We start from the raw sequence: 26,869 nt of genomic DNA on the forward strand, positions 1-26,869 counted from the left end.
GCTGCCCTAGCGAGGGGTCGAAATTAATCGATTGTTAACGTTTTTGTCCGAAGCCCTCAACACTGCCTGGAGCAATGCGGTAAATTAGTGCAGCGACCCCGCAAAGGGGATTTTTTGTGCCGTTCAGAGACTGTAGGAGAAGCCCTTGGCAAACGTTGTGGTTGTCGGTGCCCAGTGGGGCGACGAAGGAAAAGGTAAGATCACCGACCTCCTCAGTGAAAAGGCGCATGTGGTCGTCCGCTACCAAGGCGGGGTTAACGCAGGACATACCGTGGTGGTGGGGGGCCAAATCTTTAAGCTGCACCTGATCCCCTCCGGCATCCTCTACCCCGACAAGCGCTGCATCATCGCCAGCGGCACGGTGATCGACCCTGAGGTGTTGCTGGCCGAGATCGACCAACTGCACCAACTGGGGATCTCCACCCACAACCTCTACATCGCCGAGACAGCCCACGTAACCTTGCCCTACCACCGCGTCATCGACGTGGCCGAGGAAGAGCGACGCGGCATCTACCGGCTGGGCACCACCGGGCGAGGCATTGGCCCTACCTACGCCGACAAGGCCGAGCGCATGGGCATCCGCGTCGTGGACTTGATGTACCCCGACCAACTGCGGGAGCGCCTCAGTTGGGCCATTCCCTACAAGAACGTTTTGCTGGAAAAAATCTACAACCTACCCCCTCTGGATCCCGAGCCGATCATCGAGCAATACCTGGCCTACGCGGAGCGGCTGCGCCCCTACGTCACCGACGCTGCCCTACTCCTCACCCAGGCCATCGAGGAGCGGCAGAACATCCTCTTTGAGGGGGCCCAGGGCACGCTGTTGGATCTCGACTACGGCACCTACCCTTACGTCACTTCCTCCCATCCCATCGCCGGCGGCGCCTGCGTGGGGGCCGGGATCGGCCCCACCAGCATTGACCGGGTGATTGGGGTAGCCAAGGCCTACACCACCCGCGTCGGCGAAGGCCCCTTCCCCACCGAGCTCAAGGACGAGATTGGCGCTTACCTGGGGGCGGCGGGAGCCGAATTTGGCACCACCACCGGGCGGCAGCGGCGCTGCGGCTGGTTCGACGGCGTAATCGGGCGCTACGCCGTGCGGATCAACGGCCTGGATTGCTTGGCCATCACCAAGTTGGATGTGCTGGACGGCCTAGACGAGATCAAGGTGTGCGTGGCCTATGAGTACCAGGGGCGCGAGATCCGTCACTTTCCCAGCGATGCCCGCGTCTTTGCCCAGTGCAAGCCCATTTATGAAACCCTGCCCGGCTGGAAGTGCTCCACCAAAGACTGCCGCTCCCTTGAGGACTTGCCTCCCGAAGCCTACGACTACCTGAAGTTTTTGGCCCAGTTGATGCAGGTGCCGATTGCCATCGTCTCCCTGGGAGCCAGCCGCGACCAAACCATTATCGTGGAGGATCCCATCCACGGCCCCAAGCGCGCCTTGCTCTACCCCAACGGCCGCAAGCAAGTTCACGCCCTCATGCCCGACTGACGCGCCCTAGCTCAGTGGCTACTCTGCTGAGGGACACTGCTTAGCAAACCAGCCTGGGCCGCGCAGAGGGAGCCAAGGGAGAGGGATCTGCCCCCCAACCCTTACGTTGCCGCTACCGCCCCATAAGGATCCGCTAAGCTCAAAAAAGGTAGAGATTGCTGACCCTGTCTTCTGGTCTTGCCATGGCTGCTCCCACCTATTACACCATCACCTTCGGCTGTCAAATGAACCGGGCCGATAGCGAGCGCATGGCCGGGATCCTCGAGTCGCTGGGGTATGTGCCCGCCGAAGACGAGCTGCAGGCAGACTTAGTTCTCTTCAATACCTGCACCATCCGCGATAACGCTGAGCAAAAGGTGTATTCCTACCTGGGCATCCAGGCGCAGCGCAAGCGGAAAAACCCAGCCATCAAGCTCATCGTGGCCGGCTGCGTGGCCCAGCAGGAGGGGGAAAGGTTGCTGCGCCGCGTCCCCGAGTTGGATCTGGTCATGGGCCCCCAGTACGTCAACCGCCTTGGGGATCTGCTGGCCCAGGTGGAGGCGGGCAACCAGGTGGTGGCCACCGAGCCTGTCGAGATCCCGGAAGACATCACCAAGCCCCGCCGGGATAGCCGGGTGACAGCCTGGATCAACGTCATCTACGGCTGTAACGAGCGCTGCACCTACTGCATTGTGCCGTTGGTGCGGGGACGGGAGCAGTCGCGCCAGCCGCAGGCCATCCGCGCCGAGATTGAGGACGTGGCCCGGGCCGGCTACCGCGAGGTCACCTTGCTAGGGCAAAACATCGACGCCTACGGGCGGGATCTGGATCCCAAGACCAACCTGGCCAGCCTGCTGCGCTTTGTCCATTCGGTGGAAGGTATTGAGCGGATTCGCTTTGCCACCAGCCACCCGCGCTACTTTACTGAAGAGCTGATCGCCACCTGTGCCGAGCTGCCCAAGGTGTGCGAGCACTTCCACATCCCCTTCCAGGCGGGCAGCGACGCCGTCCTCAAGCGGATGCGGCGGGGCTACACCCAGGAGCGCTACCGCCAGCTCATCCAGCTCATCCGCCAGTACATGCCCGAGGCCACCATCAGCGCCGATGCCATCGTCGGCTTCCCCGGCGAAACGGAAGCCCAGTTTCAGGAAACCCTGCAACTGGTTCAGGATATCGGCTTTGATTTCCTCAATACTGCCGCCTACTCTCCCCGCCCTGGCACGCCGGCAGCCGAGTGGCCTGACCAGGTGCCGGAAGAGGAAAAAAGCGACCGCCTGCAACGGCTCAACCGCTTGGTCGCGGAGGTGGCTGCCGCCCGCAGCGCCCGGCTGCTGGGCCAGGTGCAGGAGGTGCTGGTGGAAGGCCCCAATCCCAAAAACCCCCGCCAGGCCATGGGGCGCACCCGCGGCAATCGCATCGTCTTCTTCGACGGCGATCCCGAGCAATTGCAGGGATCCCTGGTGCCAGTGCGCATCACTGCCACACGGGCCTTTTCCCTCAGCGGCGAGATCGTCAAGCCAGGGGAAGAGAAACCTCAAGCGGCGGAACTTGGAGCCTGCACGTAAGCCCACGACGAGGATTGAACTCGTGACCTCCCCCTTACCAAGGGGGTGCTCTGCCACTGAGCTACGTGGGCGGCATGGTGGGCCGAGTTGGATTCGAACCAACGTAGGCATAAGCCAGCGGATTTACAGTCCGCCCCCTTTAACCACTCGGGCATCGACCCTTGGACACTGGCTTCCTATACTAGCAGAAAGTGCTGCCCAAGATCGAATCCAGGCGAGAAGAGCTGTCTTGGGGACGGGAGCTAAACAGGGAGGGAGTTCCCGGCAAGACATCATGCCCTACCTTGCGGGGGCTGCTGGCAACAAGGGGCTTGAGGGCATTTGGCCAAACTGGAGAGAAAACTTGATAGGGTGGAGGACAGTCCCTTCACTTGTCCCTATGGTTTCAACCCTCGGCACTTCCACCTCCGTCGAACAAGTTTCTCCCAACCAGTCGCTATTGCCCCTGACCAGCCGCACCAACAGCCAGGGCCACCTGGAAATCGGCGGCTGCGACGTGGTAGAGCTGGTGCGCCAGTTTGGCTCTCCCCTCTACATCCTGGACGAGTGGACGTTGCGACACGCCTGCCGGCTCTACCGCGACACCTGGGCCCGCTGCTACCCTGGGGGATCCCAGGTCTTGTATGCTACGAAAGCCTGGAACTGCTTGGCCATCTGCGCTTTGGCCTTACAAGAAGGGCTGGGGCTGGACGTGGCCTCCGGCGGGGAGCTCTATACCGCTATTCAAGCAGGAGCCAGGGGTGAGGAGCTCTACCTGCACGGCAACGCCAAGTCGGCGGAGGAGCTGGCCATGGCCCTGGAGGTGGGCTGCACCCTGGTGGCCGATAGCCTCTACGAGCTACAGCAACTGGCCGCTCTGGCTACCCCTGCACGACCGGCCCGCTTGTTGGTGCGGGTCAACCCCGGCATTGACGTCCACACCCACGAGTACATCCGCACTGGCCAAACCGACAGCAAATTTGGCATCGGCCAGTGGCAACTGCCGGAGGTATTTGATTTTTTGGCAGCCCATCCCCAATTGCAATGCGTCGGGCTCCACGCCCACATCGGATCCCAGATCTTCGACCTACAAGGCCACCGGGATCTGGCAGGGGTACTGGCCCAGGTCTGGCGCCAAGGGCTGGAGAAGGGGCTGCCCTTGCAGGAGCTGAATGTGGGCGGCGGACTAGGGATCCGCTATGTCGAATCCGACGATCCCCCCTCCATTCCGGAGTGGGTGGAAGCCGTGGCCACTGCAGTGCAGCAGAGCTTCACCGCCGCCGGGATCCCGCTGCCCAAGGTGCTCTGCGAGCCTGGACGGTCTGTGGTTGGGCCAGCGGCTGTAACCGCCTACACTTTGGGGGGCAAGAAGTGGATCCCGCCCAGCGAAGACCTTCCCGAAGGGCGTCTCTACGTCACCATTGACGGCGGCATGTCCGATAACCCCCGCCCTATCACCTACGGAGCCCGCTACACCGCCCTTCTGGCCAACCGCCCTGAGGCCGAGGCCACCCAGCGGGTGACAGTGGCCGGCAAACACTGCGAGTCGGGGGATGTGCTCTTGAAAGATGTGCTTTTGCCCAACCCAGCGCCCGGCGAAGTCCTAGTTGTGTTGACCAGCGGGGCCTACAACTACAGCATGGCCTCCAATTACAACCGCTTCCCTCGGCCCGCGGCAGTGCTGGTCAACCAAGGGAAGGCCCAGTTGATCCTGCGGCGGGAAACTTATGCAGATCTGATCCGTCAGGACATCTTACCGGAGCGGTTGCAGCGGTGAAGGGCAGAGACGGCTGCCTGTAACCGTTGCCGTTGAGGGCGGGGCCCGGCTTTCTCTGCAGCGGCGACCCCGCTGGCTCTGGGGCAGGAAAGACTGGAAGACAGGTAGGAGGTGAGTGGTAGGCTGGTCAGGGGGCCGCAGTCCAACAGGGGTTCCGGAGCCAAAAGGTTCTGGGGCGCAGGATGGCGTAGGCAAAGGGTCCGCAACGAGGGGAGCGTGAACGGGGTTTTTCGGCATGCTGGCGGCCTTATGGGCTTGGCTACAGCAGTTTAATGTTCTCAGCCTGTTGGACTGGGCTCTGGCCGTCTTGCTATTGGCTTTGGCCCTCTATTACACCCGCGAGAGCCGGGCCGGGGTGCTGGTGCGGGGGTTTATGGTGCTGCTGGTCCTGTATCTGGCCACCGCCTCGCTGCCGCTGGTGCACCTGATTTTGGATCGCTTGCTCCTGGCCGCGGCTGTGGCGATGGGGGTACTCTTTCAGCCGGAGTTTCGGCGGCTCCTGGAGCAACTGGCGAGGGCCATCTGCGTTGAGTGGCCGAACAGCACAGACGATGACGAGGATGACCCTAAGGAGGATTTGGTGGAGGAGGTGGTGCAGGCGGTGCGAGAACTCTCCCAAAATCGGACAGGGGCGCTGATTGTCATCGAGCCAGATCAGCCCATTGACTCGCGGGTGTTCACCGATAAAGGGGTTCCTCTCCAGGCGCGGGTGTCCCGGGAGCTCTTACAGACGATCTTCCAGACCTCGACGCTCCTGCACGATGGGGCTGTAATTATCCATCGGGATCGGATTCGCGCGGCAGGGGTGATCCTGCCGGTTTCGGAGCGAACTGCCTCTCGCCAACTGGGCACGAGGCACCGGGCGGCGATGGGGATCACAGAACAGGCCAATTGCTTGTGTATTGTGGTCTCAGAGGAGACGGGATCCATCTCACTGGCAGAAGGCGGACGCCTCGAGCGACCTCTGACCAGTGCCAAGCTCCACGAACTGCTGGTGCAGCGGTTGCGCCATCCGCGCGAAGCCAAAAAACGGGATGCTCCTCTGCAGGGATTGTGGGCCCACCCGTGGATTCACAATGGGCTGTTGCGCTGGTGGGGATCCCTGCCAGATCTAGCCAAACTCCTTCGCAAACCTGAGAAAACCCTTCCTAAAGACTGATCCGCATGACCCTTTCTCCTGTCCATCTTCTGCAGTTGCCTGCCGACCTAGATCCGCAGTTATTGCCCCGCCATGTGGCAGTGGTCATGGATGGTAACGGGCGGTGGGCGCAAAAACGAGGCTTGCCCCGCAGTGTCGGGCATCAGCGCGGGGTAGCGGCTTTGAAGGAGTTGCTCCGCTGCTGTCACGATTGGGGGATCCCCCTCCTCACCGCCTACGCCTTCTCCACGGAGAACTGGGGCCGCGCCCGCGAGGAGGTGGATTTCCTCATGACCTTGTTCGAGCAGGTGCTGTGGCAGGAACTGGCGGAAATGGTGCAGCAGGGGGTGCGCATCCAGTTTGCCGGCCAGTTGTCGGCCCTGCCCCGATCTTTGCAGGACACGATCCTGCATGCGGTGGAACGCACCCAGCACAACGAGGGCATTTGCCTGACGGTGGCCCTCAACTACGGCGGCAGACAGGAGATCGTGCAGGCTTGCCGCTCGATTGCCACCCTGGTGCAGCAGGGGCTTTTGCAACCGGATCAGATCGACGAGGCCCTCTTTTCCCAATTTCTCTACACCACTGGCTTGTCGGATCCCGACCTGTTGATCCGCACCAGCGGCGAGATGCGCATCAGCAACTTCCTGCTCTGGCAGATGGCCTACACCGAGCAGTACTTCACCCCCATCCTCTGGCCGGATTTCGACCGCGCCGCCTTTCACCAAGCCCTGCTCAGCTATCAGTCGCGGCAGCGGCGCTTCGGCAGATAAGACCTTGACGGATCCCCGCCTGGTCAAATCCAACTAGGGGCCGACCCAAGCGCTCCTGCCCTCACCCCCAACCCCTCTCCCTCAGGGAGAGGGGAGTTAGGGAACGACTTAGATGGACAGGCAGCACATATGTAGGAATGTGTACCTGAAGCCCCCCAGCTAGCGCAGAAAGCTGGTGACCAGCCACATCACCGCAAACGTGATCCCCACCAACAGGGCGCCGGGGGCATCGCCGCCGGTGAGGGGAAGGGCAATGGCGTAGGCCAACATCAGTCCCAGGCTCAGTCCTGCCAGCGCCAAGAGAAAAGCGCGAAGGAAGCGGCGCTCTTTGCGGTACAGGAAATAGATACAGGCCATCAGCCCCAGCGCCAGTTGCAGGGAGGGATACTCATCGGGAGCCAAGACAACCCAACCCACCAGTCCTCCCAGCAACACGGCGGGCCAGAGCATATCCGGGGCAGAGGGGCTATCCAGCCAGCGGCTGATCCAGGGGGGATTTTGGGCAGCGGGACGGGGCAAACTCGGTTCTGTCTCTGGACGGGCAGCCCGCTGTTCAGCGTAGCGAATGCGGTCGGGGACGGCGATCTTGCCCTCCTTGCGCAGGCGCAGGCGCTGCATCAGGATGGCGTCGTAGGCTTGTTCCACCCGCTCCTGCTGCTGTTCATCCGCACCCAAGCTGGCCAGGAGCCGTGCCCGCGCCGATTGGATCTCCTCAAAGGAGGCTTCTTCGCTGACTCCCAACACTTGATAGGGACTCATCTCAGCCATAACGACCAGCCCTGTAACTCTCTATCACCTTAGCCCAGCCGCCAATTCAGCGGCAGGAGCCGCTGGCAGGGGTTGGGTTGCCTTCTCCTCAAGGGATCCAGCGCCCGCAGCCGAGAGGAGAAGAGCCCGCAGCGACTGCGCCACCTGTTCAACTGCGGCTTGGGTGGTGGCCTTGCCCAGGCTGAGGCGGATGGATCCCAGGGCCTCGGCCTCGGAATAGCCCATGGCCAAAAGGATGCGGCTGGGGATCCGTTGGCCGCTGCTACAGGCAGAGCCGGCGCTGATGGCGATCCCCTGGCGGCTCATCTCCCTCACCAGCACATTCCCCGGCATGGCGGCAGTGCAGTAGCTGAGGTGGTGGGGCAGGCGTTGCTCCAGATCCGAGGGGCCAGTTAGCCGCAAACCTGGCACAGAGGCCAGCAACTGGGCCAGCTGCCGTTGCAACTGCCGCAGGCGGGCCGTCTCCTGCTGCAGCTCTTGGGCTGCCAAGGCCGCTGCCACCCCTAGACCGACAATGGCAGGGATCCCCTGGGTGCCAGCTCGCAGCCGCCGTTCTTGCCCGCCCCCCCGCAGCAGCGGTTGCAGCTCCACCCCCGGGCGTACGTAGAGCGCCCCCACCCCCTGCGGCCCGTAAAGCTTATGCCCAGACAGGGAGAGCAGGTCCACCGGCAGTTGCGCCAGATCCAAGGGGATCCGCCCCACCGTCTGCACCGCGTCGGTGTGGAAGAGAACTCCCGCCTGGCGACAGAGGCGGCCCAGCTCGGCAATGGGCTGCAGGGATCCCACCTCATTCTGGCCGTGGACGATGGAGACCAGCACGGTGGTGGGCTGCAGCGCCCGGAGCAGGGTTTGGGGATCCACCTGGCCGGCGGCGTTCACCGGCAGGCGGGTTACCTTCCAGCCTTGGGCCTGCAAGCGGCGGGCGGCATTCTCCACCGAGGCGTGCTCGACGCTGGAGATGATCAGGTGCTGGGGAGTGGAGTAGCGCTGCGCCACCCCAAACAGGGCCAGGTTGTTGGACTCCGTCCCGCCGGAGGTAAACAGCAGCGTCTCCGGCTCACAGTTGAGCAGCTCGGCCACCTGCTGCCGCGCCCGTTCCATGGCCATGGCCGCCCGTTCGCCCCAAGCGTGCAAGCTGGAGGGGTTGCCCCAACTTTCCTGCATCGCCAGCCGCATGGCCTCGATCACCTCCGGCCGAGGCGGAGTGGTGGCGCTGTGGTCAAAGTAAAGCGCGGGATCGAGAGGCGACATGGGAGCTTGACAACCCAGGACTCGATGTCCCCATCTTAGTGCTGGCGCGTTGGCAATTTACACCCCTTGCCGCAGGCGTTGCAGTCGTGCCAGCTCTTTAGGCGGGAGGGGGTTTTGGGCAGCGTCTGACTACCCCACCGCATAGGCAAGTGGGGTAGGTGCATCGAGATCTCAACCGCGCCAGGGCCCTCCAGGAGAGAGGACGAAAAGACTAGGAGGGAGTAGAAGCAGGGGTCGATCCCTGGCTCGTCAGCAGCGTTGCGCGCGGATAGGAGAGCGCTGCGGAGCGGCATGGCTACCGACCTGAGCCAGCGTCGCCAGAAAAGGAGGGAGAAGAAAACTCTTGAAATTACCTGAATAAGGTGGTGCGTTGGCGGTGCATGACCACCGATTCCACCAGGCCAATGGCCAGAAAGTTGGTCAGCAGAGCCGAGCGGCCATAGCTCAAAAAAGGCAGGGGCAGGCCGGTGATGGGGGCCAGGCCGATGGTCATGCCGATATTGACAACTGCCTGAAAGAGGATCATGGCCAGCACCCCGATGGCAATTAGGGAGCCAAAATTGTCCTTGGCCCCCTGGGCAATCCAGATGAGCCGTGCACAGAGAATCCAAAACAGAATCAGCACCGTCAGGGTGCCGACAAAGCCCATCTCTTCCCCAATGGCCGAGAAAATGAAGTCGGTGTGCTGCTCGGGGATGAAGTCCAGTTGGGTTTGGGTGCCCTGCTGGATGCCACGGCCCCAGAGCCCGCCGGCCCCGATGGCGATGCGGGACTGAATCAGGTGGTAGCCAGATCCCCAGGGCTCTTGCATGGGATCGATGAAGATCTCCAGCCGCCGCCGCTGGTAGGGCTTGAGGATGTGCCAGGCCACCTGGCCCAGATGCCCGGAGAGCAGGTTGAGCACTCCAAAGGTCATCGCTCCTGTCCACCGCCAAGGCAGCCGCCAAGCCGCCAGGCTCGCCATGCCCAAGCACCAGATCAGCCAGACCCAGAGCATCCAGCTCAGCTCGGGGCGGGTGTGCAGGCCGTAGAGGATGGCCCCCACCCCCGGCGACAGCAGCAAAAGGATCCAACTGCCCTTGGCCCCGGCCCAGTAGAGCATGGCCAGCAAGATGGCCACAAACACCAGGGCCGTGCCCAAGTTGGGCTGTAGGAAGATCAAAACCCAAGGAGGGGCGATGACGGCAACGGCCACCCAAATTTGGCTGAAGTATTTGATCGGCCAGTGGTGCAAAATGGCCGCCAGGGTAATAATGACCCCCAACTTGGCAAACTCGGAAGGCTGCACCTGGACGCCGGCAATGGAGATCCACCGCTCCGCCCCCCCTCCTGCCGTGCCGAAAAAGAGCACTGCAACCAAGCCCGCCAAGGTCAGGCCATAGGTAAACCAGTGCCAGCGCAGCAGCCGCTCATAGGGGATCCGCGCCACCATCGCCAAAAACACCAGGCTGATCCCGGCCATGATCAACTGCTGCAGCCAGTAGTGGCTGATGGGGCGCTCCCAGACAGCGCTGCGGATGGCAACAATGCCGATGCCCGTCAAGGCCAGCACCGTGGCCAGCAAGATGCCGTCGAACTCCCGCCAAGGCGACAAGATCTGCTGCAGGAGCCGTTTCCACCTTGACTGGGGGGGCACTTTTGGATCGGCGCTGTGCAGGAAGAGGGCCATATCTGATGGAGCGACGCCGGCACCAGTTTATCTCTATTCCCAGCTCTGCAGTTGCTCTATCCAGGCAGAGGGCCGGGATCCCACCTGTTCTCGGCGCCGCTCAAAATTGGCTGCCGTCCAAATCAGAAGCAGGCCCAGCAGGATGCCCATGCCCCACAGCAGCAGCGGGTAAGTCGTTATCAACAGCCATCCCTGCCGCAAGACGCCCAGGCCAAAGCCTAGGGTGCCCGCCCACAGGTAGGCCCGCACCCGCAGCGCCAGACCCAGTACTCCCAAAGCCAAGCCCAGCCCCACCAGCCAAAACCCTGCCCACAGTTGCCCGTGGGTTCAAAACCAAGGGCACCGCCAGCCACAGCCAGCCAATGGACTCCGCGCCCTGCGCCAAAAACACGAGGTAGCTGGATCCCAGCAGCACCAGCCCCATGCCAAAGGACTCCGTCCCGCTACCGCGAACGGCACTCTGCTGCCACAGCCGCAATCTCTGTCCTGCCGGTGCCGACAACCGCCCGCCCAGCGCCACCCGTCCCGCCCATTGCAGCAAGCCCAGCAGCAGCAGGATACCCCCCCAAGCAGACAGGCTTGAGTCAGGCCCAAGCCAGAGGATCCCGGCCAGAAGCGCCCCCAGCCAGTAGGCATGGGTCAGGAACACCCACCCATTGCCAACCCCGGACTTCTGCTGTAGCCACCAGGCCAGGATGCCAGTACTCAACAGCAAATGCCAAAAGCGAATTGCCGGATGGGGAAAGCTCAAAAGCAAGAGGGATCCGCCCAACCCCAACTGCGACACCTGCACCTGCCCCGAGAGCAACCCCCGCCAGATCAACAGGGATCCAGCCGCCCCGATTGGCCACAGCCTCGCTCCCCGCCATTGCAGCAAGCGGCGGCTCCAGGTGTAGGCCACCGCGCCGACAACCCCCAGATAGAGGATCCCGAGAACAACAGTAGGACGAAACTCCGACGGCCCCAGGCTCCAGAAGAGGTGCAGGCTGGAGAGAGCCAAAAAATGGGCCAATGTCTCGTAGAAAGCGGAACCCACCCCCAGCAAGCGAGCCCGTCGCCAAACCGCCAAGGGGATCCCTATGAGTAACCCCAAGGCAACAACCCGGATCCCCCACGGGATCCCCAGCCCGTCCAGCGCCCACATGTTGATCGGCAGCAGCAGCAGGGCAATAGCCTCCAAGGTTTGACCGGTTAGACGCAGCCCTTCCTGCCGCCCCGCCCCCACCCCAAACGCCGCCGTATAGGCCAAGAGCACCCCGTACTGAGCTGTCGGGGAAAACTCTTCCCAGAGGCTGGCCGCCAGCACCCCCGAAGACACCACCACCAAAAACAGGCCCAAAAGCAGCAGCCAAGCCACGCTCAGCTCAGACAGCAAGTTGCGCAACAATACAGCCATCTCCGGGGGAGAGGAGGGCTCGCCGGTCAAGGACTCCGTCCCGCCAGCGCGAACAGGTTGGGGCTCTTCTCCCGGCGCGACAACCCCAGAGCCGGCCAAGCGAGCGTTTCTTTCCCGCACCATCTGCGGGATCCAAATCAAGTCAAGAGCTGACCGATCCCCAACAGCCCAAAAGTCAGCAGCCAGAGCAGCCCTGTGCGCCAGCGGCGCAGGTAAAAACGGTGCAGGCCGCAAAGGCCGAACAAACCCAAGATCCAGAGCACGTAGGCCGAGCCCAGGCTGGCCGGGATCCCGTTGCCGGGAGAGACTGCTGCTGCCTTCCGCTCTTCCTCCTCCGCTTGGCGCTCCAGCCGATACTGCTCCACCAGATGGCGAAATTGCTCTGGCGTCAGCAAACCCAGCTCCAGCCAGGCTTGCAACCCCCGCAAGACCTGCTGCCGGGATCCCGAAACGGTATCTTGGGAGCCCATCGCTGCATTCCCTGGGGATTAGTATGAAGAAATACCCAGTTGCTGAGGTGGGAAAAGCTAATGCTACGATAACGGAGCGTGCCTTTGGGCGCTAGCTACGGACGAGTTCAATACCGATCTGTGGTTCGCTCTGCCCCTTTTCTTCGCCCCTCCCCCCTGCCGCCTGTTTCTGAGAGCAACCGGCTTAAGATATTTTCCGGCAGTGCCAATCCCGCCCTGGCCCAGGAGGTAGCTCGATATTTGGGCTTGGATCTGGGCCCGATACTGCGCAAGCGCTTTGCCGATGGGGAACTGTACATCCAAATCCAGGAGTCGATCCGGGGTGCCGATGTCTACTTGGTGCAGCCCACCTGCCGCCCGGTCAACGATCACCTGATGGAGCTGTTGGTGATCATCGACGCCTGCCGCCGCGCCTCGGCCCGCCAGATCACCGCCGTCTTGCCCTACTACGGCTACGCCCGCGCCGACCGCAAAACCGCCGGACGGGAAGCCATCACCGCCAAGCTGGTGGCCAACATGATCACCCAGGCGGGAGCCCACCGGGTGCTGGCCATGGATCTCCACTCGGCCCAGATCCAGGGCTACTTCGACATCCCCCTCGACCACGTCTATGCCCAGCCGGTTCTGCAGGCCTACCTCAAAGAAAAAGGCCTGCTCGACGAGGATATTGTGGTCGTCTCTCCCGATGTAGGGGGAGTAGCGCGGGCTCGCGCCTTTGCCAAAAAACTCAAGGAAGCCCCGCTGGCGATTATCGACAAGCGCCGCCAGGCCCACAACGACGTGGAAGTCATGAACCTCATTGGCGATGTGCGCGGTAAAATCGCCATCCTTGTGGATGACATGATCGATACGGCGGGCACCATTTCCGAAGGGGCAAAGTTGCTGCGCAAGTCGGGAGCCAAGGCGGTTTACGCTTGCGCCATTCACCCGGTCTTTTCCGATCCCGCCATCGAACGCCTGCAGGGCGGGCTGTTTGAAGAGGTGATCGTCACCAACACCATCCCCATCCCTCCAGAGCGGCATTTTCCAGGCTTAACCGTCCTCTCGGTGGCGAGCGTGCTGGGAGAAGCGATCTGGCGCATTCACGAAGACAGCTCCGTCAGCAGCATGTTTCACTAAAGTTTCTCCAGAGCATCGCTAAAGTATAGATAGGGGGTGCAGAACGGGCGTACCTGGAGGGGATCCCTTGCTTTTTGCCCTGTGAAGACCAACTCAACAGGTACCCCCCATCTATCCTGATGGACTGGGTAGAGCTAGCTTCCCAGCCGAGTTTTTCCCATGTCGCCTCCCATTTCTAGGTCACCAAGATCCGTTGTGAACGGTTGTGTTGCCGGGCAGGCCGCCGCCAGGGAAGAGCTGTCCCTTCCAACTGAACTGAAGACAGAGTCCGCTGCGGCGCTGTACCCGCTGTTGCAATTGCTGGGGCAACTGCTGAACGTACCCTGGGTCTATCTAGAACTGGTCCAGCCGGGATCCCATTCCGACTCGCCTGCAAAAGGGATCCTCTACCCCAACCCCCAGCAGATCCCCGGCAACGAGCCGCCCAACCCCATCGGCGGATCTTGGCCCTTTCAGGAAGCCTTTCCCCTGCTGGATGAGGGAGGGAGGCGGCTGGCAACACTTTACCTGCTGGGGGGGCGCCCCCGCCAACTGAGCCTCCCCGAACGGGGACAGATCGACCTCATCGCCCTTAGCCTGCGACACATCCTGCTCCAGGCCCAGGAGCAGCGACAAGCCCTCGAGCAGCTCCAGACGCAACTGCAGCACAGCCGCAGCACCGCCGCCCGCTACCAGCCGATCTTCGAGAACGCCGTCGAAGGGATTTTTCAAACCACTCCAGAAGGGAAATATCTGGTGGCCAACCCGGCTCTGGCCCATATTTTCGGCTACGAATCCCCGGAAGATTTGATGCGCCACGTCTCCGATATCGGCACTCAGATCTACGGCGATCCAGAGCAGCGATCTGAGTTCGTACAGCGCATGCTGAAGGAAGGCCAGGTCGTGCACGCGGAGCAGCAGGTCTGCCGCAAGGACGGCAAAAAAATCTGGATTTCTTTAAACGCCCGCGCCCTGTACAACGAGCAGGGGGAGCCCCTCTATTTTGAAGGGTTTGTTACCGATATTACAGCCTCCCGCCAGCTTAAAGAACGGCAACAGCAACTGGAAGAAGCCCGCAGAGAGAGCGAACATCGTTTTTTGCAACTGGCTGAGAACAGCCAGCAACTGTTTTGGATTTCAACGCTCTGCGGCAAAGAGCTGATTTACGTCAGCCCCGCCTGTGAAGCCATTTGGGGCCTTTCCCCTGCAGAGGCCTACGCCAATCCCCAGGCCTGGATGCGCCGCATTCACCCTGACGATCGCTGGCTGTTCCCCGCCATTTTTCAAGCCCAACTTCAGGGCCAACCCACCGATGTGGTTTTTCGCCTCTGCCGCCCCGATGGCCGCCTCCTCTGGCTGCGAGAACGCACCTTTCCCATCCTCGACAAAGAGGGCAAGGTCTACCGGGTGGCAGGGATCGCCGAAGACATCACCGAGTCCAAGCAACTGGAAGCCGAACGTCGTCGTATAGAGCAAGCCTGGCAACAGAGCGCCAATCATTTCCGGCAGATCTTTGAGCTGGCTCCCAACGGCATTGCTCTGGTGGATCTGCAGGGGCGATTTATCCAGGTCAACGAGGCCTTTGCCCAGATCGTCGGCTACACCCCCGAAGAGTTGCAGCGTCGGCAACAACTGGACATCCTCCACCCCGACGATGTCAACCAACTGCTGGCGGCTAACGAGGCTCTCTTGACACGCAAAGTCTCCATCAGCCAGCGGCAGATTCGCTACATCCACCGTTCCGGCCAAGTTGTCCATGTGCTGTTCCAGGCCGCCCTGCTTACCGATGGAGCCGGCCAGCCCACCCAGTTTCTCAACCAGGTGATCGACATCAGCGCCCGCGTCGAGGCAGAAGTGGCCCTCAAAGAAAGCGAAGAACGCTTCCGCCAATCCTTTGAGTGGTCCCCCATCGCCAAGGCCATGACCCACCTGGATGGCACCTATTTGCAAATCAACGCCGCCTTTACCGAAACCCTGGGCTACACCCTAGAAGATCTCGAGGGGAAAACCGTCCTCGACATCACCCATCCCGACGACATCGCCGTCACCTTGGAGAGCACCAACCGCCTGCTGGCCGGCGAGGTGCACCACTGCGAACAGGAGCAACGCTACATTCACAAGAACGGGCAAATTGTCTATGCCCTTCTCCGCATCACCCTGGTGCGCACCGCCCAAGGGGATCCCAGCTACTTTCTCAGCCAAATTTTGGACATTACCGAGCGCAAGCAAGCCGAGGCAGGCCTTCGCCAAAGCGAGCTGAGTTTGCGGGGCATCTTTGAGCAGTCGGCCCTGGGCATTTCCATCGTCGATAGGCAGGGCCGTTACCTCAAGGTGAACCCCGCCCTGGAAGAGATCCTTGGCTACAGCGGCGCCGAATTGGTCAACAAGAGCTTCTGCGACCTCACCCACCCGGACGACCTCGAGGAAGATTGGCGACTCTTCCAGGAAGTTTTGAACGGCCAACGGGATCGCTACCACCTGGAAAAACGCTATATCCACCGCAGCGGCAAGGTGGTTTGGTGTCGCCTGGCAGTCTCAGCAGTGCGGGATCCCGAAGGCAAAAACCTCTTCATCATCGGCATCTCTGAAGACATTACCGAAGAAAAACGGGCGGAGCTGCAGATTCAGGCGGCCCTGCAGGAAAAAGAGATTCTGCTGCGGGAGATCCACCACCGCGTCAAAAATAACCTGCAAATCATCTCCAGCCTGCTGCGGCTCCAGGCGGATCAAATCAAAAGCCACAAGTATGCCCGCGTTTTTAAGGACGCCGGCAGCCGCATTCAGGCGATGTCTTTGATCCACGAGGGCCTGTACCAGTCCAACAACCTGGCTGCTGTGGATTTGAGGCAGTACCTCCACAATTTAATTTCTAATCTTTTCCACTCCTACGGCGTGAACCCCGAGATCATTCGCGCCAGCATCCGCGCCGAAGGGATCCGCCTCAACCTCGATGAGGCAGTTTTGTGTGGCCTGATCATCAACGAGCTGGTCACCAACAGCCTCAAATACGCCTTTCCCAAAGGCCGCAGCGGCCAGATCGACGTCCACTTTAAGCAAACCCGTACTTATACTCAGTTGCGCGTCTCTGACAACGGCATTGGCCTGCCCAGCAACTTCGATTTCAAGGAAACTCAATCTTTGGGTTTACAACTGGTTGCAACTCTCACCGATCAGCTCCAGGGCAAGATAGAATTGAGAAACAAGTCGGGTACCACTTTCATCATTACCTTTCCGAGGAGCCAGCCTTGAAGAAAGTTCCCATGCTTGCCAAAGGCAGCATTCTGGTTGTCGAAGACGAGAAGATCATCGCCAAGGATATCGCCAACGTCCTGAAAAAATTTGGCTATGCGGTGCCGGCCATCGCGTCCTCTGGCGAAGAAGCGATCCGATGGCTGGAGGAAATGTCGGTGGACTTGGTCTTGATGGACATCGTTTTGAAAGGGGATCTCGACGGTATTGAAGCCGCCAAGCGGATCGCCGAGCGCTTCAACATTCCGGTGGTGCACCTGACGGCCTACGCTGATGAGGACACTCTCTCTCGCGTTAAGGAGACACAGCCTTTTGGCTACATCATCAAACCTTTCAAAGAGCGGGAGCTCTACACCGCCATCGAAATTGCCTTGCACAACCACCGGCAGAGCCTAGAAAGCCGCAGGCTGGAGGAGAAAAGGCTGGAGGAGCTGCGACAGAAGCTGCAGCAGTTGCAGCAGTTTGCAGAGGTCAAGGGCACTTTGTTCAAGAAGTTCTTGCAAGATCTGAGTGAGCCCCTCTCGAACCTCAAGTTTGCCCTAGGATTGCTCAAGGAGGCAGAGTCGGAGCAGAAGCGGCAGCACTACCTACGGGTGCTGGAGGAAGAGTTTCACCGCGAGCTGGAACTGATTCATCAGACTTCTAACCTGGAAGATTTGCTAAACCTGGAAAATGTCGGCCTGCTGAGCCAGTTTAGCTTGTTGCGGGCCCAGGAGCCCAGCCGGAGTCGCCTGCTAGAAGGGGAGAAGCCGCCAGCCACAGCTACGGCTACCCTCTCCGAGCCCCCCGCAGCGGCGGCCTGTCCTGCCCCGCCGCCCAGCCCTGCCGCTGCCGAGGAGGCGATTACAGTGCCGCGGGCGACGCTGCGCCCCCTCAACCAAACTCAGTTGGCAGAGCGGCTGGGGGTGGTGGTCTCCGCCATCACCTACTGGAAGTTCAAGAGTGGGTTTCCCGAGTGGAGCCGCAGCCGGGATCCGGACGGCATTGCTTGGCACTACTCGCCCGATTCCAAGCGCTTTTCGCCCGTGCCTTAGCTAGCGCTGCACGACTTCCAGGCGCACCGGCGCCAGCCCCGAGCGCACCATCCCCAGGGCCTCCGCCGCCCGCAGGGAAAGGTCGATGATCCGACCGGGGATGAAGGGGCCGCGATCGTTGATGCGCACGACAGCCTGGCGCCCGTTGTCCAGGTTGGTTACCCGCACCTCGGTGCCGAAGGGGAGGGTGGGATGGGCAGCTGTCATCTCGTGGCGGGTGGGGTGCAGGTCATACCAGGAGGCGATCCCTTCTTGCACAGGCCCGACCACTCGGACAGAGTCCGGTTGCGCCTGGGCCTGAGTTTCTGATCGGCGGGCAGCGGTGGCTTTGGCGGCAGTCAGGGTGGCCGGCTGGGGCAGGGCCGAAGGGGCAAGAGGAGGGGCATCCAGCAGCAGACGGCGCAGACGATTGGCAGCCAAAACCGCTGTATCCACCGGGCGTTGGTTATCCAGCAGCAGCACTCCTTCGTCGATGCGCAGCAATTCCTCGTCGTTTACCCGAACCGCGTAGAGGGGATCCCCGGATTGGGGCTCTGCCCAAGCCAGAGTAATGGTCGTGTCCTTCAGGGATCCCTGGGCCATTTGGTTGAGCCGGGCCACGAGGGAGCTGGCCCGCAGCAGCGGCGACTCCAACCCGGGCTGCTCGACAAAGCTGACAACGGGGAGATCCCGAACGTAGACGGTGACCACCTGCCGCCCGTCCATCTGGTAGTCGTAGAGGGTGGAGACAGGCTGGCTGGACGACTGCTGCTGTTCGCCGATCTTGAGGATGGGCTCTTCCATTGGCCGAGAAGGGATTGCCCGGCGAGCCAGGGAAAGAGACTGCGAGTGTTGGGGGTTCAAGGTGCCGAGTTTGGCTGGCGGGGGAGCGTTGGGTTGGGGGGGAGAGACAAGGTCAGTTGCCGGGGAGAGGGAGTGGGTTTTGGGGGATAGCTGGGTTGCTCTGGCACTAGGGGAGCCGCTGCGAGTTGAGGCTTGCGCCCGCGAGGTTGGGCTGCCCAACATACCTGCCGGCAAGCTGAAGGCCGTAACACAGAGACAGCCGACCAAGCCCACTTGGCGGGCGGGAGCCAGTCCCTGTCCAAGCCGCTTCCAATTTCGCATGAGGCCGCGCTCCTCTCGAAACTCCTGTACAACGTCCAATGCGACAGTAAAACAGAAGTTAATGTACCATAGGTTTCGAAGTTGACAAGCTTGCCCGGCCAAGGGCAAAAGCCCAAGTCCCGTCAGCATAAGGATTTTCGGCATCTTGGACTACCGCTCAGCAGGGGTTGACATTGAACTCGGACGCGCTTTTGTCAAGGGGATCCGGGAGCGCGTTGAAGGCTCTCAAGCTCAGTCTTCAGGTTCTTCAGGAACCTTGGGCGGCATTGGCGGCTTTGCCGGCTTGTTGGAGCTACCGGCGGGCTACCGGGCCCCGGTTCTGGTTGCCGGCACTGATGGAGTGGGCACCAAGCTGGAGATCGCCCAGCAGTGGGGGCAGCACCGCGGCGTGGGCATCGACCTGGTGGCCATGTGTGTCAACGATGTGCTGACGGTGGGGGCCAGGCCGCTGTTTTTCCTGGACTACATTGCCACCGGCAAGCTGGAGCCGGAAGCGCTTTGGCAGGTGATCGACGGCATCTTGGAGGGCTGCCAGGAGGCCGGCTGCCAACTCCTGGGGGGGGAGACGGCAGAGATGCCGGGGTTTTACCCGCCCGGCAAGTACGACCTGGCGGGTTTTTGCGTCGGGATCGTCGAGAGGGCAGACGTTCTCGACAGCTCGCGGGTGCAGCTTGGGGATCGGTTGTGGGCCTTGCCCAGCAGCGGGTTGCACAGCAACGGCTTTAGCCTGGTGCGGCGCATTGTGGCCGAGCGGGGCTGGCCTTGGGATCACCAACCCCCTGGCTGGGATCGGCCTTTGGCGGAGGTCTTTCTCACTCCCACCCGCATCTATGTCCAGGCAGTGCAGCGGCTGCAGGCAGCAGGGATCCCCCTCCACGGCATGGCCCACATCACCGGCGGCGGCATCCCAGAAAACTTGCCCCGCTGTTTGGCTCCGGAGCAGGCGGCGCGGCTAGAGCCCCACAGTTGGCCCATCCCACCGGAGTTTCTCTGGCTGCAGGAGCAAGGCCAAGTGGAGACCTTGGAGATGTTCAACACCTTCAACCTGGGGGTAGGCTATGTGCTGGTGATCCCTCCTGAGGCGGAAAATCGGCTGAGATCCCTGCTCCCCGAAGCCTTTCCCATTGGCGAGGTGGTGCCGGCCCGCCCAGGGGAGAGCCGGGTCTTGGGGCTGGAGGAGTGGGGATCCTTGGTACCTTGAGTCCCCACCAAAGGGGGGAAGGAGCTGGCTGTGTTTGCGGATCCCTGCCGCTGCTGTGCTAAGTTTGCTGATGGCCTCGGCGCTGCTGCCTCTGTTGCTCTCAACCTCCGCCTATTTCACAAGAGAAGGGCTGCGCGCTTTCCCATCTCCGGACTTGGGCTGTTGGCCAACTCCCGCTGACCCTCTAGGTTAGGAGCCGCCGATGACAGGTTTATCCACTGCTCCTGCAACCAAGGCTGCCATCGAAGTGGAACATCTGAGCAAAACCTACGGCAGCTTTACAGCCATCCGCGACATCTCTTTCCAGGTCAACGCCGGCGAGATCATGGGGTTTCTGGGGCCCAACGGCGCCGGCAAAACCACTTCTATGCGCATTTTGGCTGGCTATTTGCCTGCCAGCGAGGGGACGGCGCGGGTGGCCGGGTTCGATGTGCATGAAAACCCTATGGCGGTGCGGCAGCGCATCGGCTACCTGCCAGAAAACCCGCCCCTCTACCCGGACATGACGGTGGAGAGCTACCTGGACTTTGTCGCCCAGATCAAACGGGTCAGCGCCGGGGATCGGCCGCGACGGGTGGACGAGGTGATCCGCCGCTGCAGCCTGGAAGACAAGCGCCACACCTTGATCCGCAAGCTCTCCAAGGGGTACAAGCAGCGGGTGGGCCTGGCCCAGGCCCTGGTGCACGACCCGCCGGTGATCATCCTGGACGAGCCCACGATTGGGCTGGATCCCAAGCAAATTATCGAGGTGCGCAACCTCATCAAGAGCCTGGCAGGAGAGCACACCATCATCCTCTCCACCCACATCCTGCCGGAGGTGAGCATGACCTGCGACCGGGTGGTGATCATCAACCGCGGCCAGGTGGCGGCCATTGGCACGCCCGCCGAGCTGACGGCCCAGCTTCAGGATCGGCAGCAGGCGAAGCTGGTGGTGGGCGCTCCTGAGGAAACGGCCATCCGAGCGGCCCTGCAGAACCTGCCCCAGGTGGAGGTGGTGAGCTTGCAGGCCCTGGGATCCGATCCCCCTCGCTGGCAGGTGCACCTGAAGAGCCATGTTTCTGCAGAAGGCTGGATCCCGGAGGTGGCCAGGGCCCTGGTACAGGCGGGGATCGACCTCTACGAGATCGGCCGTCCCCAGGCTTCTTTGGAGGAGATTTTCCTGCAGCTCACTACCCAAGAGGGATCCGAAGGCGCGTTGGAGGAAGCGGCATGAACGGCGTGGTTGCCATTTTTCGCAAAGAGCTGCGCGGCTACTTCACCTCCCCCATTGCCTACGTGGTGGCGGCGGTGTTCTGGGGACTGGCGGGGTTTTTCTTCGTCAACATCTTGGTGCGGGTGATCAACTTCTCGCAGCAGGTGGATCTCTTTGCCCAGTTTGGCCAAGAGAACCCTTTTGATGCCGCCACCATCCTGTCGCAGCAGTTTCTCAATCTGCTGGGCACGCTTTCCTTATTTTTATTGCCCATCTTTACCATGAGCTCCTACGCCGAGGAGCGGCGGCGGGGCACCATGGAGCTGCTGGCCACTTCCCCCATCACCAACCTAGAGGTGGCCCTGGGCAAGTGGCTGGCGGTCTGGGTGTTTTTCATCACGCTGCTGCTGCCGCCGCTGGTCTACCACGTGCTGGTGCTGAGTAGCGCCAACCCAGCAGTGGACTACCGCCTGACCCTGATGGGCTATGTGGGGCTTGCTCTGCTGGCCGGCAGCGTCATGGCCCTGGGGTTGTTCATCTCTTCCCTGACCGACAGCACCCTTATTGCGGCGGTGGCTACCTTTGGGCTGATCCTGCTGCTCTGGGTCATCGACGCGGCAGCCGGCCAGGAGAGCAACTGGATTGCCGCCACTCTGAGGCATGTCTCGCTGCTGCAGCAGTACAGCAACTGGGTGCAAGGGATCCTCAGCAGCAGCAGTGTTGTCCTTTTCCTCAGCATCATCGTGCTGGGGCTGTTTGCCACGGTGCAATCGGTGGAAAGCCTGCGCTGGCAGCAGAGCTAGGGTTGCGTTGGGAGGAGTGCGGTGATGAAAGCTTGGCAGGCATTGGCAGATTGGACGGGGATCGTCGGCCTTGGCGTCGTGGCCATCGGCCTGCTGGTGGGAGCTGCCCTCACCGGCTGGACGGCGGTGCCCCTGAGCCTGATGGCCACGGGCTTGGCCCTGGTGGTGGTTTGGGGCCTCACCCACCGGAAGGAAGTGAGCCTGTTCCTGGGCCTGCGCTCCACCCAGACCAACGCCAACATCCTGGTGGCGGCGGCGGCGATGGCCGTGATCTTGGTGTTGCTCAACGTCGTGGCGGTGCGCTACGACCTGCGCCTGGATCTCACGGAAGAGGGGCTGTTTACCCTCTCCCCCCAGACGCGGCAATTGGTGCAAGGGCTGGCCCAGCCAATGAAAGTCTGGGTGGTCACCACCGCCCCCGATCCCAACCTGCGGGAACAGCTGGAGCGCTACCGCCGCCTCAACCCCGAGCGCTTCCAGTTTGAGTTTGTGGATCCCAACCGCGATCCCCTCACTGTCCAGCGGCTGCAGGTTACCCAAAATAACACCCTGGTGGTCGAATCGGGCAATAACCGCCAACAACTGCCCCAGCCGCCCGCCCCTGAGCTGGAGAGTAAGCTCACCCCTGTGCTGGCCAAGGTGGTTAACCGCGGCGAAGTGGTGGCCTATTTTGTACAGGGGCATGGGGAGGTGAGCCTGGAAGCTCGCGAGGGCACCCCAACCCTGGCCCAGGCGGTGGCAGCCCTCGGCCAGGAGGGCTACCGGGTGGAGCCGCTGAACCTGGTGCAGTCGCAGATCCCAGAGGGGGCGGATGTGTTGGTCTTGGCAGGGCCGCAGCGGGCTCTCTTCCCCGGCGAGGTGGAGAAGCTGCAGGACTACCTGGCCAAAGGGGGGCGGCTGCTGCTCTTGATTGGGCCACGGGTGGATGCCGGCCTGGATCCCTTGCTGGAGGAGTGGGGCGTGGTTTTGGGGGATGACTTCATCATTGAGGTGAGCAGCGTCAGCCAGCTTTTGGGCACGGGGCCGGCGGTGGCCCTGGTTACCACCTACGGGGATCACCCCATCACCGCTCCCCTGGCAGAACAGCGGCTGATGACCCTCTTCCCCCTGGCCCGTTCTGTAGACACTGAGGTCCGCGAAGGGATCCAGGCCACGCCTCTGCTGCGCACCAGCCCGCAGAGCTGGGGAGAGACCAGCCCCAACCTAGAGGCCGGCCCGCTGCAATTTGACCCGGATCAAGACAAGCCCGGCCCCCTGACCCTGGGCGTAGCCCTGACCCGCCAGGTGAAAGGCGATCAGAAGACCTCAGAATCCCAGGAGGGGCCGACCGAGGCTCGGCTGGTGGTGATCGGCAACGTCAACTTCGCCCTCGACGGCAACCTGAGGCAGCAGGGGAACCGCGATCTCTTCCTCAACACCCTCAACTGGCTCACTGAGCGAACCGAACAGATCTCCATTCGCCCCAAATCCATCACCGACCGCCGTCTTGCCGTGACCGGCCAGAACTTCCGCTGGCTGGTGCTGGGATCGACGGTGCTCCTGCCGCTGGTGGCGTTGGGATCGGGGGCCGTGCTCTGGTGGCAAAGACGATAGGGCCAAGGAGGACGAGCATGTTCAAGCGCAGCACCTGGATTCTCTTGGGCTTGGCAGTGGCTGCTCTGCTGGGGTATTTCCTCTTTGACAACTTCCAGCAACTGCGCCAGCAGCAGCAAGCGGAGCGGGCGCGGCTTTTCCACTTTGCCCCCGACACCATTGCCCGCATCGAGATTCGCCAGCAGCAAGAGGGGGAACCGGAGGAAATCCTTTTGGAGCGCACTCCTGAGGCAGAAGAGGGATCCCGTTGGCGCATTATCCGTCCCATCCAGTCGGCGGCGCTGGACTTCCCGGTGGAGCAGTTGCTCAACAGCTTCTCCCGCCTCACGCCTCAAATCACGCTGGAAGGGGCTGAGGATTTGGCGGCCTTCGGCCTAGATAAGCCGCGCCACCAGATCGCCCTCTTCCCCCAAGAGGGGGATCCCTACCGCCTGGACATTGGCAACGACAACTTCGACGGCTCCGGCTTCTACGCCAGGCCAGAAGGGGGAGAGGTGGTGCTCTTGGCCAGCACCCAGAAGGGATCCCTCTTGCCTTCTCTGCTGGCTTTGCGGGACAAAACTCTGCTGCGCTTTGACACAGCGGCGGTGAAGTCTCTGCAGGTGCAGTTGGCCGAGGCAGAGCCAGAGGTCGTTCGCTTGGAGCGACAAGAAAATACGTGGCAGATCGTCGAGCCCCGCGAGCTGCCTGCCGATGACCTGAACGTCGACCGTCTGCTCAATACGTTGTCTCGCCTGCAAGCGGTGGAGTTTCCGGCTGAAACCAAAGCGGAGCTGGCTCCTTATGGTCTGGAGAAGCCTTCTGCCCAGCTAACCGTTGAGCTCAAGGATGGCAAGACCCTGACTGTGGCCTTGGGAGCGGAAAAAGAGGGCCAGGTGTACGTCATCACCTCCGAGCACCCGGCGGTGGCCACCCTCCTCACCAGCACCGCCGACATTCTCCGCTCCGACTTCGAGGAGCTGCGGGATCACCGCATCGCCCGCCTCAACCCCAACCAGGTGGGCCCAGTTACCCTGGAATCCCAAGGGGAGCGGGTTACCCTCAATCCTCTGCCCCAGGAGAAGGGATCCCTGGATCTGCGCTGGGAAAATCCGGAGCAACCGGGCCAGCCGGTCAACCTCAGCTCCCTCTTCTCCAGCCTCAATGCCGCCCGCGCCAAGGAGTTCCTGCCGGAGACGGATCCAGACGCCCAAAAAGCCTTGGCCGAGCCAGATCTGAAGCTGACCTTTGAGGCCAAGGGCGAGGACGGTCGGGATCCCTTGAGGTTGAGCTTGACGTCTGCCGGCCTGCGTGCCTATGTACAAAGCAGCTATCAGCCGGATATTGCCGTCATCGACCTCAGCACCTTCAACAGCGTGGAAACCGAAGTGAACCGCTTGCTGGAGGGCAAAGCGGAGGAGACAAGGGACCAACGGGGAGGGTCTTCCTCAGGCTCCTAGCGGTGGCCGGCGGGCTTTTCTTAGCTGGCAGAGGCGGTGGTTGTCTCTTCTTTGGCTGAGGCTGCTTTTTTCAGAGCCTCGCCCTGGATCGTCAACACCGAGCAGGGGGCCCGGTGGAGCACGTAGTTGCTGACGCTGCCCAAAAACAGCTCGCTCAGGCCGGAGTGGCCGCGGCGGCCCACCACAATCAAGTCCGCCTTCCAAGAGCGGGCCAAGTCGCAGATGACCCGACCGGGGTTGCCGTAGTTGAGGCGGTACTCGGCGCGAACTCCCTGCTCAGCGGCTTTCTCCACCAGCGAGCGCAGGTAGTCCATCTGGTTTTGCTCGAAGATGGCACACTGCTCCCGATAAGACTGCCACAGCTCAGCGCTGATGGTGGAGCTGTAATCCACCCCCAAGATCATGGGCGGCTCTGGGGCACCGGGCTCTTCCTGGGACAAAACATGGAGGATCATCATCTCGGCCTGCATGGCCTTGGCCAGTTGGACGGCCTTTTGAAACACTCCCTGGCTCAGCTCCGACCGATCCACCGCCACCAAAATCCTGCTGAACATACCGACTTCCTCCAAATGGCTAACAGATGGGCAAAAGACAAGGCTTGACTTCGGTTTCGACTCCAAGTTCCTTTTTTCTTTGCCCTCATCTATCTGTGTTGTAAAAGAACTGGGCGAGAAAACCGCGGGCATCTCGGATGACCTGTCGGATTGGCAATGAAAGTTCAGAGATCTTGACACAGGTCAGAACTCATCCTCCTGGGCTGTCCACTCTAACACCGCCTGCGCAGCAGTTCCAGCGTCAGGGTGGGGATCCGCCGTTCCTGCCCCGCCCAGGTGCCCAAAGAGCCAGGGGTGGGATAGCCGATGTCGTCGGTTACCGGCAGGCCGTTGCGAGCAGCCATCACCTGAGCCAGCTCAAGGGCAGGGCCATTGTAGTTCACGTAGGGATCGTTCTGGCAGGAGTGGGTAGAAAGGACAAATCGGGGTCGAATCTGGGCCAAACTCGCCAACAACGCTTGTGTCTCCGGCTCGGAGCCTGGGGCCGCTCCCGGCGGATAGCGAGCTTCCAAAGAAGCCGCGATCCAATCTTGCGTGGGCAGATTGCGGTTGAGATCCACGCCGTTGGCGTTGAGCCGTTGCCCTAGGGCACAGCCATCCGGGTTCAGGCATGGGATCGCCCAAAGCGCAGCCCTGCCCTCCAAGGATCTCCATTTCCCAGAAGCCACGTAGCGCTCGATCAGGGCATAGCCTTCCACCTCATCGCCATGTACGCCGCCGACCAGCAGCAAGGGGCGGATCCCCTGGGTGAGCTGCCAAAGGTAAATGGGACGCCCCTGCACCGAGTGGCCGATCACTTGCAGAGATGCCAAGGGCTCACCGGCGCCCAGTCTTGGCAACATAGGGGATCCCAGCAAAACTTGCACCGCTAGAACGGAATATCGTCCGGCTCCGCTGGGGAAGCCCCCCCTCCTTCAGAGGAGTCCACAGTTGCAGACTCACCCATCCCCGTCAGAGAGAGAACCCGCGCCGATCCCAGTTGGTGGACGCGACGCGCGGTGATCTCGGCCAACTTTTCCTTACGCCCATCCCGCTCCACCACATTCATGTGCAGTTGGCCCTCCACCGTGATCTGATCCCCCACGCGGCAGGTGTCCACCACCCGCTGGGCCAGCTCTCCAAAAAAGGCAACCCGCACTTGGTACGGTGGCTCCTCCGGGCGCAAGCTGGGAAAGCGCAGCACCAGTGAGGTAACGGCCAGGTTGTCGGGAGTGTAGCGCAGCTCCGGCTCGCTGGCCACTTCCCCCATCAAGACAATCGAGTTCATGACAGAGCCACTGTAAAGTCTATTGGGGCGTTAAAAGAAGGCAGCTCAACTACCTTTACCATGCCTCCAGACCCG

Annotated in this window: 22 protein-coding genes and 2 tRNA genes; 13 read left to right on the plus strand and 11 right to left on the minus strand. The window is 61.8% G+C overall.

Going from position 1 to position 26,869, the window contains the following annotated elements; translation table 11 throughout:
* Positions 1-145 precede the first annotated feature (145 nt).
* Positions 146-1,495 carry an adenylosuccinate synthase gene (locus tag SYN65AY6A5_RS10990; protein ID WP_011431667.1) on the plus strand — a complete coding sequence of 450 codons (1,350 nt, stop codon included), beginning with the start codon at positions 146-148 and terminating at the stop codon, positions 1,493-1,495.
* Positions 1,496-1,677: 182 nt separating this feature from the next.
* Positions 1,678-3,039: a tRNA (N6-isopentenyl adenosine(37)-C2)-methylthiotransferase MiaB gene (miaB, locus tag SYN65AY6A5_RS10995; protein WP_011431666.1), complete on the plus strand. Its 1,362-nt coding sequence runs from the start codon at positions 1,678-1,680 to the stop codon at positions 3,037-3,039.
* Here miaB and SYN65AY6A5_RS11000 read toward each other — a convergent pair.
* Together SYN65AY6A5_RS11000 and SYN65AY6A5_RS11005 are read right to left on the minus strand one after the other, a co-directional pair.
* Positions 3,039-3,110, minus strand: a tRNA-Thr gene (locus SYN65AY6A5_RS11000). The genes miaB and SYN65AY6A5_RS11000 overlap by 1 nt on opposite strands.
* Positions 3,111-3,114: 4 nt before the next feature.
* Positions 3,115-3,200 (minus strand) — tRNA-Tyr (locus SYN65AY6A5_RS11005).
* A gap of 218 nt (positions 3,201-3,418) precedes the next feature.
* Here SYN65AY6A5_RS11005 and lysA point away from each other — a divergent pair.
* The 3 genes from lysA (at position 3,419) to SYN65AY6A5_RS11020 (ending at position 6,706) form a co-directional block, all read left to right on the plus strand.
* Positions 3,419-4,795, plus strand: a complete 1,377-nt coding sequence (gene lysA / locus SYN65AY6A5_RS11010; RefSeq protein ID WP_011431665.1) for a diaminopimelate decarboxylase — start codon at positions 3,419-3,421, stop codon at positions 4,793-4,795.
* A 235-nt stretch (positions 4,796-5,030) separates the two neighbouring features.
* Positions 5,031-5,954, plus strand: a complete 924-nt coding sequence (cdaA, locus tag SYN65AY6A5_RS11015; protein ID WP_011431664.1) for a diadenylate cyclase CdaA — start codon at positions 5,031-5,033, stop codon at positions 5,952-5,954.
* A gap of 5 nt (positions 5,955-5,959) precedes the next feature.
* On the plus strand, positions 5,960-6,706 hold the full coding sequence (locus SYN65AY6A5_RS11020) for an isoprenyl transferase (protein WP_011431663.1): 747 nt from the start codon (positions 5,960-5,962) through the stop codon (positions 6,704-6,706).
* Between the two features lie 159 nt (positions 6,707-6,865).
* Here SYN65AY6A5_RS11020 and SYN65AY6A5_RS11025 read toward each other — a convergent pair whose 3' ends face one another.
* The 5 genes from SYN65AY6A5_RS11025 to SYN65AY6A5_RS14495 form a co-directional block, all read right to left on the minus strand.
* The gene (locus tag SYN65AY6A5_RS11025) at positions 6,866-7,465 is read right to left on the minus strand and encodes a CPP1-like family protein (protein ID WP_099813293.1); all 600 of its coding nucleotides are present in this window, start codon (positions 7,463-7,465) and stop codon (positions 6,866-6,868) included.
* 33 nt (positions 7,466-7,498) lie between these two features.
* Complete coding sequence (locus SYN65AY6A5_RS11030; protein WP_011431661.1) at positions 7,499-8,725, minus strand: cysteine desulfurase family protein; 1,227 nt, start codon at positions 8,723-8,725, stop codon at positions 7,499-7,501.
* A 349-nt stretch (positions 8,726-9,074) separates the two neighbouring features.
* On the minus strand, positions 9,075-10,394 hold the full coding sequence (rodA, locus tag SYN65AY6A5_RS11035; RefSeq protein WP_099884421.1) for a rod shape-determining protein RodA: 1,320 nt from the start codon (positions 10,392-10,394) through the stop codon (positions 9,075-9,077).
* A gap of 100 nt (positions 10,395-10,494) precedes the next feature.
* A complete protein-coding gene (locus SYN65AY6A5_RS11040) occupies positions 10,495-11,913 on the minus strand; it encodes a hypothetical protein (RefSeq protein WP_240531035.1) in 1,419 nt (472 codons plus the stop codon).
* A 14-nt stretch (positions 11,914-11,927) separates the two neighbouring features.
* Positions 11,928-12,260, minus strand: a complete 333-nt coding sequence (locus SYN65AY6A5_RS14495; RefSeq protein ID WP_240531036.1) for an NINE protein — start codon at positions 12,258-12,260, stop codon at positions 11,928-11,930.
* Between the two features lie 120 nt (positions 12,261-12,380).
* On the opposite strand from SYN65AY6A5_RS14495, the gene SYN65AY6A5_RS11045 reads away from it, so the two are divergent.
* From SYN65AY6A5_RS11045 to SYN65AY6A5_RS11055, 3 genes are all read left to right on the plus strand, one after another.
* Complete coding sequence (locus tag SYN65AY6A5_RS11045) at positions 12,381-13,379, plus strand: ribose-phosphate pyrophosphokinase (protein ID WP_099884625.1); 999 nt, start codon at positions 12,381-12,383, stop codon at positions 13,377-13,379.
* Between the two features lie 195 nt (positions 13,380-13,574).
* Complete coding sequence (locus tag SYN65AY6A5_RS11050; RefSeq protein WP_240531037.1) at positions 13,575-16,607, plus strand: PAS domain S-box protein; 3,033 nt, start codon at positions 13,575-13,577, stop codon at positions 16,605-16,607.
* Between the two features lie 11 nt (positions 16,608-16,618).
* Complete coding sequence (locus SYN65AY6A5_RS11055; protein WP_011431655.1) at positions 16,619-17,641, plus strand: response regulator; 1,023 nt, start codon at positions 16,619-16,621, stop codon at positions 17,639-17,641.
* Here SYN65AY6A5_RS11055 and SYN65AY6A5_RS14720 read toward each other — a convergent pair whose 3' ends face one another.
* Complete coding sequence (locus SYN65AY6A5_RS14720; protein ID WP_099812662.1) at positions 17,642-18,745, minus strand: septal ring lytic transglycosylase RlpA family protein; 1,104 nt, start codon at positions 18,743-18,745, stop codon at positions 17,642-17,644.
* Between the two features lie 145 nt (positions 18,746-18,890).
* On the opposite strand from SYN65AY6A5_RS14720, the gene purM reads away from it, so the two are divergent.
* The 5 genes from purM to SYN65AY6A5_RS11085 all read left to right on the plus strand — a co-directional run bounded on the left by purM (position 18,891) and on the right by SYN65AY6A5_RS11085 (position 24,973).
* Positions 18,891-19,946: a phosphoribosylformylglycinamidine cyclo-ligase gene (gene purM / locus SYN65AY6A5_RS11065; protein ID WP_011431653.1), complete on the plus strand. Its 1,056-nt coding sequence runs from the start codon at positions 18,891-18,893 to the stop codon at positions 19,944-19,946.
* Between the two features lie 202 nt (positions 19,947-20,148).
* Positions 20,149-21,159, plus strand: a complete 1,011-nt coding sequence (locus tag SYN65AY6A5_RS11070) for an ABC transporter ATP-binding protein (RefSeq protein ID WP_099812663.1) — start codon at positions 20,149-20,151, stop codon at positions 21,157-21,159.
* The gene (locus SYN65AY6A5_RS11075) at positions 21,156-21,941 is read left to right on the plus strand and encodes an ABC transporter permease (protein WP_011431651.1); all 786 of its coding nucleotides are present in this window, start codon (positions 21,156-21,158) and stop codon (positions 21,939-21,941) included. The genes SYN65AY6A5_RS11070 and SYN65AY6A5_RS11075 overlap by 4 nt, the downstream gene beginning before the upstream one ends.
* A gap of 24 nt (positions 21,942-21,965) precedes the next feature.
* Complete coding sequence (locus tag SYN65AY6A5_RS11080; protein ID WP_099812664.1) at positions 21,966-23,534, plus strand: Gldg family protein; 1,569 nt, start codon at positions 21,966-21,968, stop codon at positions 23,532-23,534.
* 17 nt (positions 23,535-23,551) lie between these two features.
* On the plus strand, positions 23,552-24,973 hold the full coding sequence (locus SYN65AY6A5_RS11085; RefSeq protein ID WP_099884425.1) for a DUF4340 domain-containing protein: 1,422 nt from the start codon (positions 23,552-23,554) through the stop codon (positions 24,971-24,973).
* Between the two features lie 20 nt (positions 24,974-24,993).
* Here SYN65AY6A5_RS11085 and SYN65AY6A5_RS11090 read toward each other — a convergent pair whose 3' ends face one another.
* The 3 genes from SYN65AY6A5_RS11090 to SYN65AY6A5_RS11100 form a co-directional block, all read right to left on the minus strand.
* Positions 24,994-25,527 (minus strand): universal stress protein, encoded by a 534-nt coding sequence (locus SYN65AY6A5_RS11090; RefSeq protein ID WP_041438695.1) that lies wholly within the window; start codon positions 25,525-25,527, stop codon positions 24,994-24,996.
* A 212-nt stretch (positions 25,528-25,739) separates the two neighbouring features.
* Positions 25,740-26,369, minus strand: a complete 630-nt coding sequence (locus SYN65AY6A5_RS11095) for a M14 family zinc carboxypeptidase (protein WP_011431647.1) — start codon at positions 26,367-26,369, stop codon at positions 25,740-25,742.
* 26 nt (positions 26,370-26,395) lie between these two features.
* Entirely contained in the window at positions 26,396-26,794 is a 399-nt protein-coding gene (locus tag SYN65AY6A5_RS11100; RefSeq protein WP_099812668.1) for a single-stranded DNA-binding protein, read from the minus strand.
* Positions 26,795-26,869: the final 75 nt, after the last annotated feature.

The organism is Synechococcus sp. 65AY6A5, assembly GCF_002760415.1.
GTDB lineage: Bacteria > Cyanobacteriota > Cyanobacteriia > Thermostichales > Thermostichaceae > Thermostichus.

Bases quoted from the DNA above. Each gene is read 5' to 3' on its own strand.
- SYN65AY6A5_RS11090 (WP_041438695.1), bottom strand. From the start codon at position 25,527: ATGTTCAGCAGGATTTTGGTGGCGGTGGATCGGTCGGAGCTGAGCCAG.
- cdaA (WP_011431664.1), top strand. From the start codon at position 5,031: ATGCTGGCGGCCTTATGGGCTTGGCTACAGCAGTTTAATGTTCTCAGC.
- miaB (WP_011431666.1), top strand. From the start codon at position 1,678: ATGGCTGCTCCCACCTATTACACCATCACCTTCGGCTGTCAAATGAAC.
- rodA (WP_099884421.1), bottom strand. From the start codon at position 10,394: ATGGCCCTCTTCCTGCACAGCGCCGATCCAAAAGTGCCCCCCCAGTCA.
- SYN65AY6A5_RS11100 (WP_099812668.1), bottom strand. From the start codon at position 26,794: ATGAACTCGATTGTCTTGATGGGGGAAGTGGCCAGCGAGCCGGAGCTG.
- SYN65AY6A5_RS11055 (WP_011431655.1), top strand. From the start codon at position 16,619: ATGCTTGCCAAAGGCAGCATTCTGGTTGTCGAAGACGAGAAGATCATC.
- SYN65AY6A5_RS11070 (WP_099812663.1), top strand. From the start codon at position 20,149: ATGACAGGTTTATCCACTGCTCCTGCAACCAAGGCTGCCATCGAAGTG.
- SYN65AY6A5_RS11040 (WP_240531035.1), bottom strand. From the start codon at position 11,913: ATGGTGCGGGAAAGAAACGCTCGCTTGGCCGGCTCTGGGGTTGTCGCG.
- SYN65AY6A5_RS11030 (WP_011431661.1), bottom strand. From the start codon at position 8,725: ATGTCGCCTCTCGATCCCGCGCTTTACTTTGACCACAGCGCCACCACT.
- SYN65AY6A5_RS11080 (WP_099812664.1), top strand. From the start codon at position 21,966: ATGAAAGCTTGGCAGGCATTGGCAGATTGGACGGGGATCGTCGGCCTT.
- SYN65AY6A5_RS11025 (WP_099813293.1), bottom strand. From the start codon at position 7,465: ATGAGTCCCTATCAAGTGTTGGGAGTCAGCGAAGAAGCCTCCTTTGAG.
- SYN65AY6A5_RS11085 (WP_099884425.1), top strand. From the start codon at position 23,552: ATGTTCAAGCGCAGCACCTGGATTCTCTTGGGCTTGGCAGTGGCTGCT.
- SYN65AY6A5_RS11020 (WP_011431663.1), top strand. From the start codon at position 5,960: ATGACCCTTTCTCCTGTCCATCTTCTGCAGTTGCCTGCCGACCTAGAT.
- SYN65AY6A5_RS11095 (WP_011431647.1), bottom strand. From the start codon at position 26,369: ATGTTGCCAAGACTGGGCGCCGGTGAGCCCTTGGCATCTCTGCAAGTG.
- SYN65AY6A5_RS14495 (WP_240531036.1), bottom strand. From the start codon at position 12,260: ATGGGCTCCCAAGATACCGTTTCGGGATCCCGGCAGCAGGTCTTGCGG.
- SYN65AY6A5_RS14720 (WP_099812662.1), bottom strand. From the start codon at position 18,745: ATGCGAAATTGGAAGCGGCTTGGACAGGGACTGGCTCCCGCCCGCCAA.
- lysA (WP_011431665.1), top strand. From the start codon at position 3,419: ATGGTTTCAACCCTCGGCACTTCCACCTCCGTCGAACAAGTTTCTCCC.
- SYN65AY6A5_RS11075 (WP_011431651.1), top strand. From the start codon at position 21,156: ATGAACGGCGTGGTTGCCATTTTTCGCAAAGAGCTGCGCGGCTACTTC.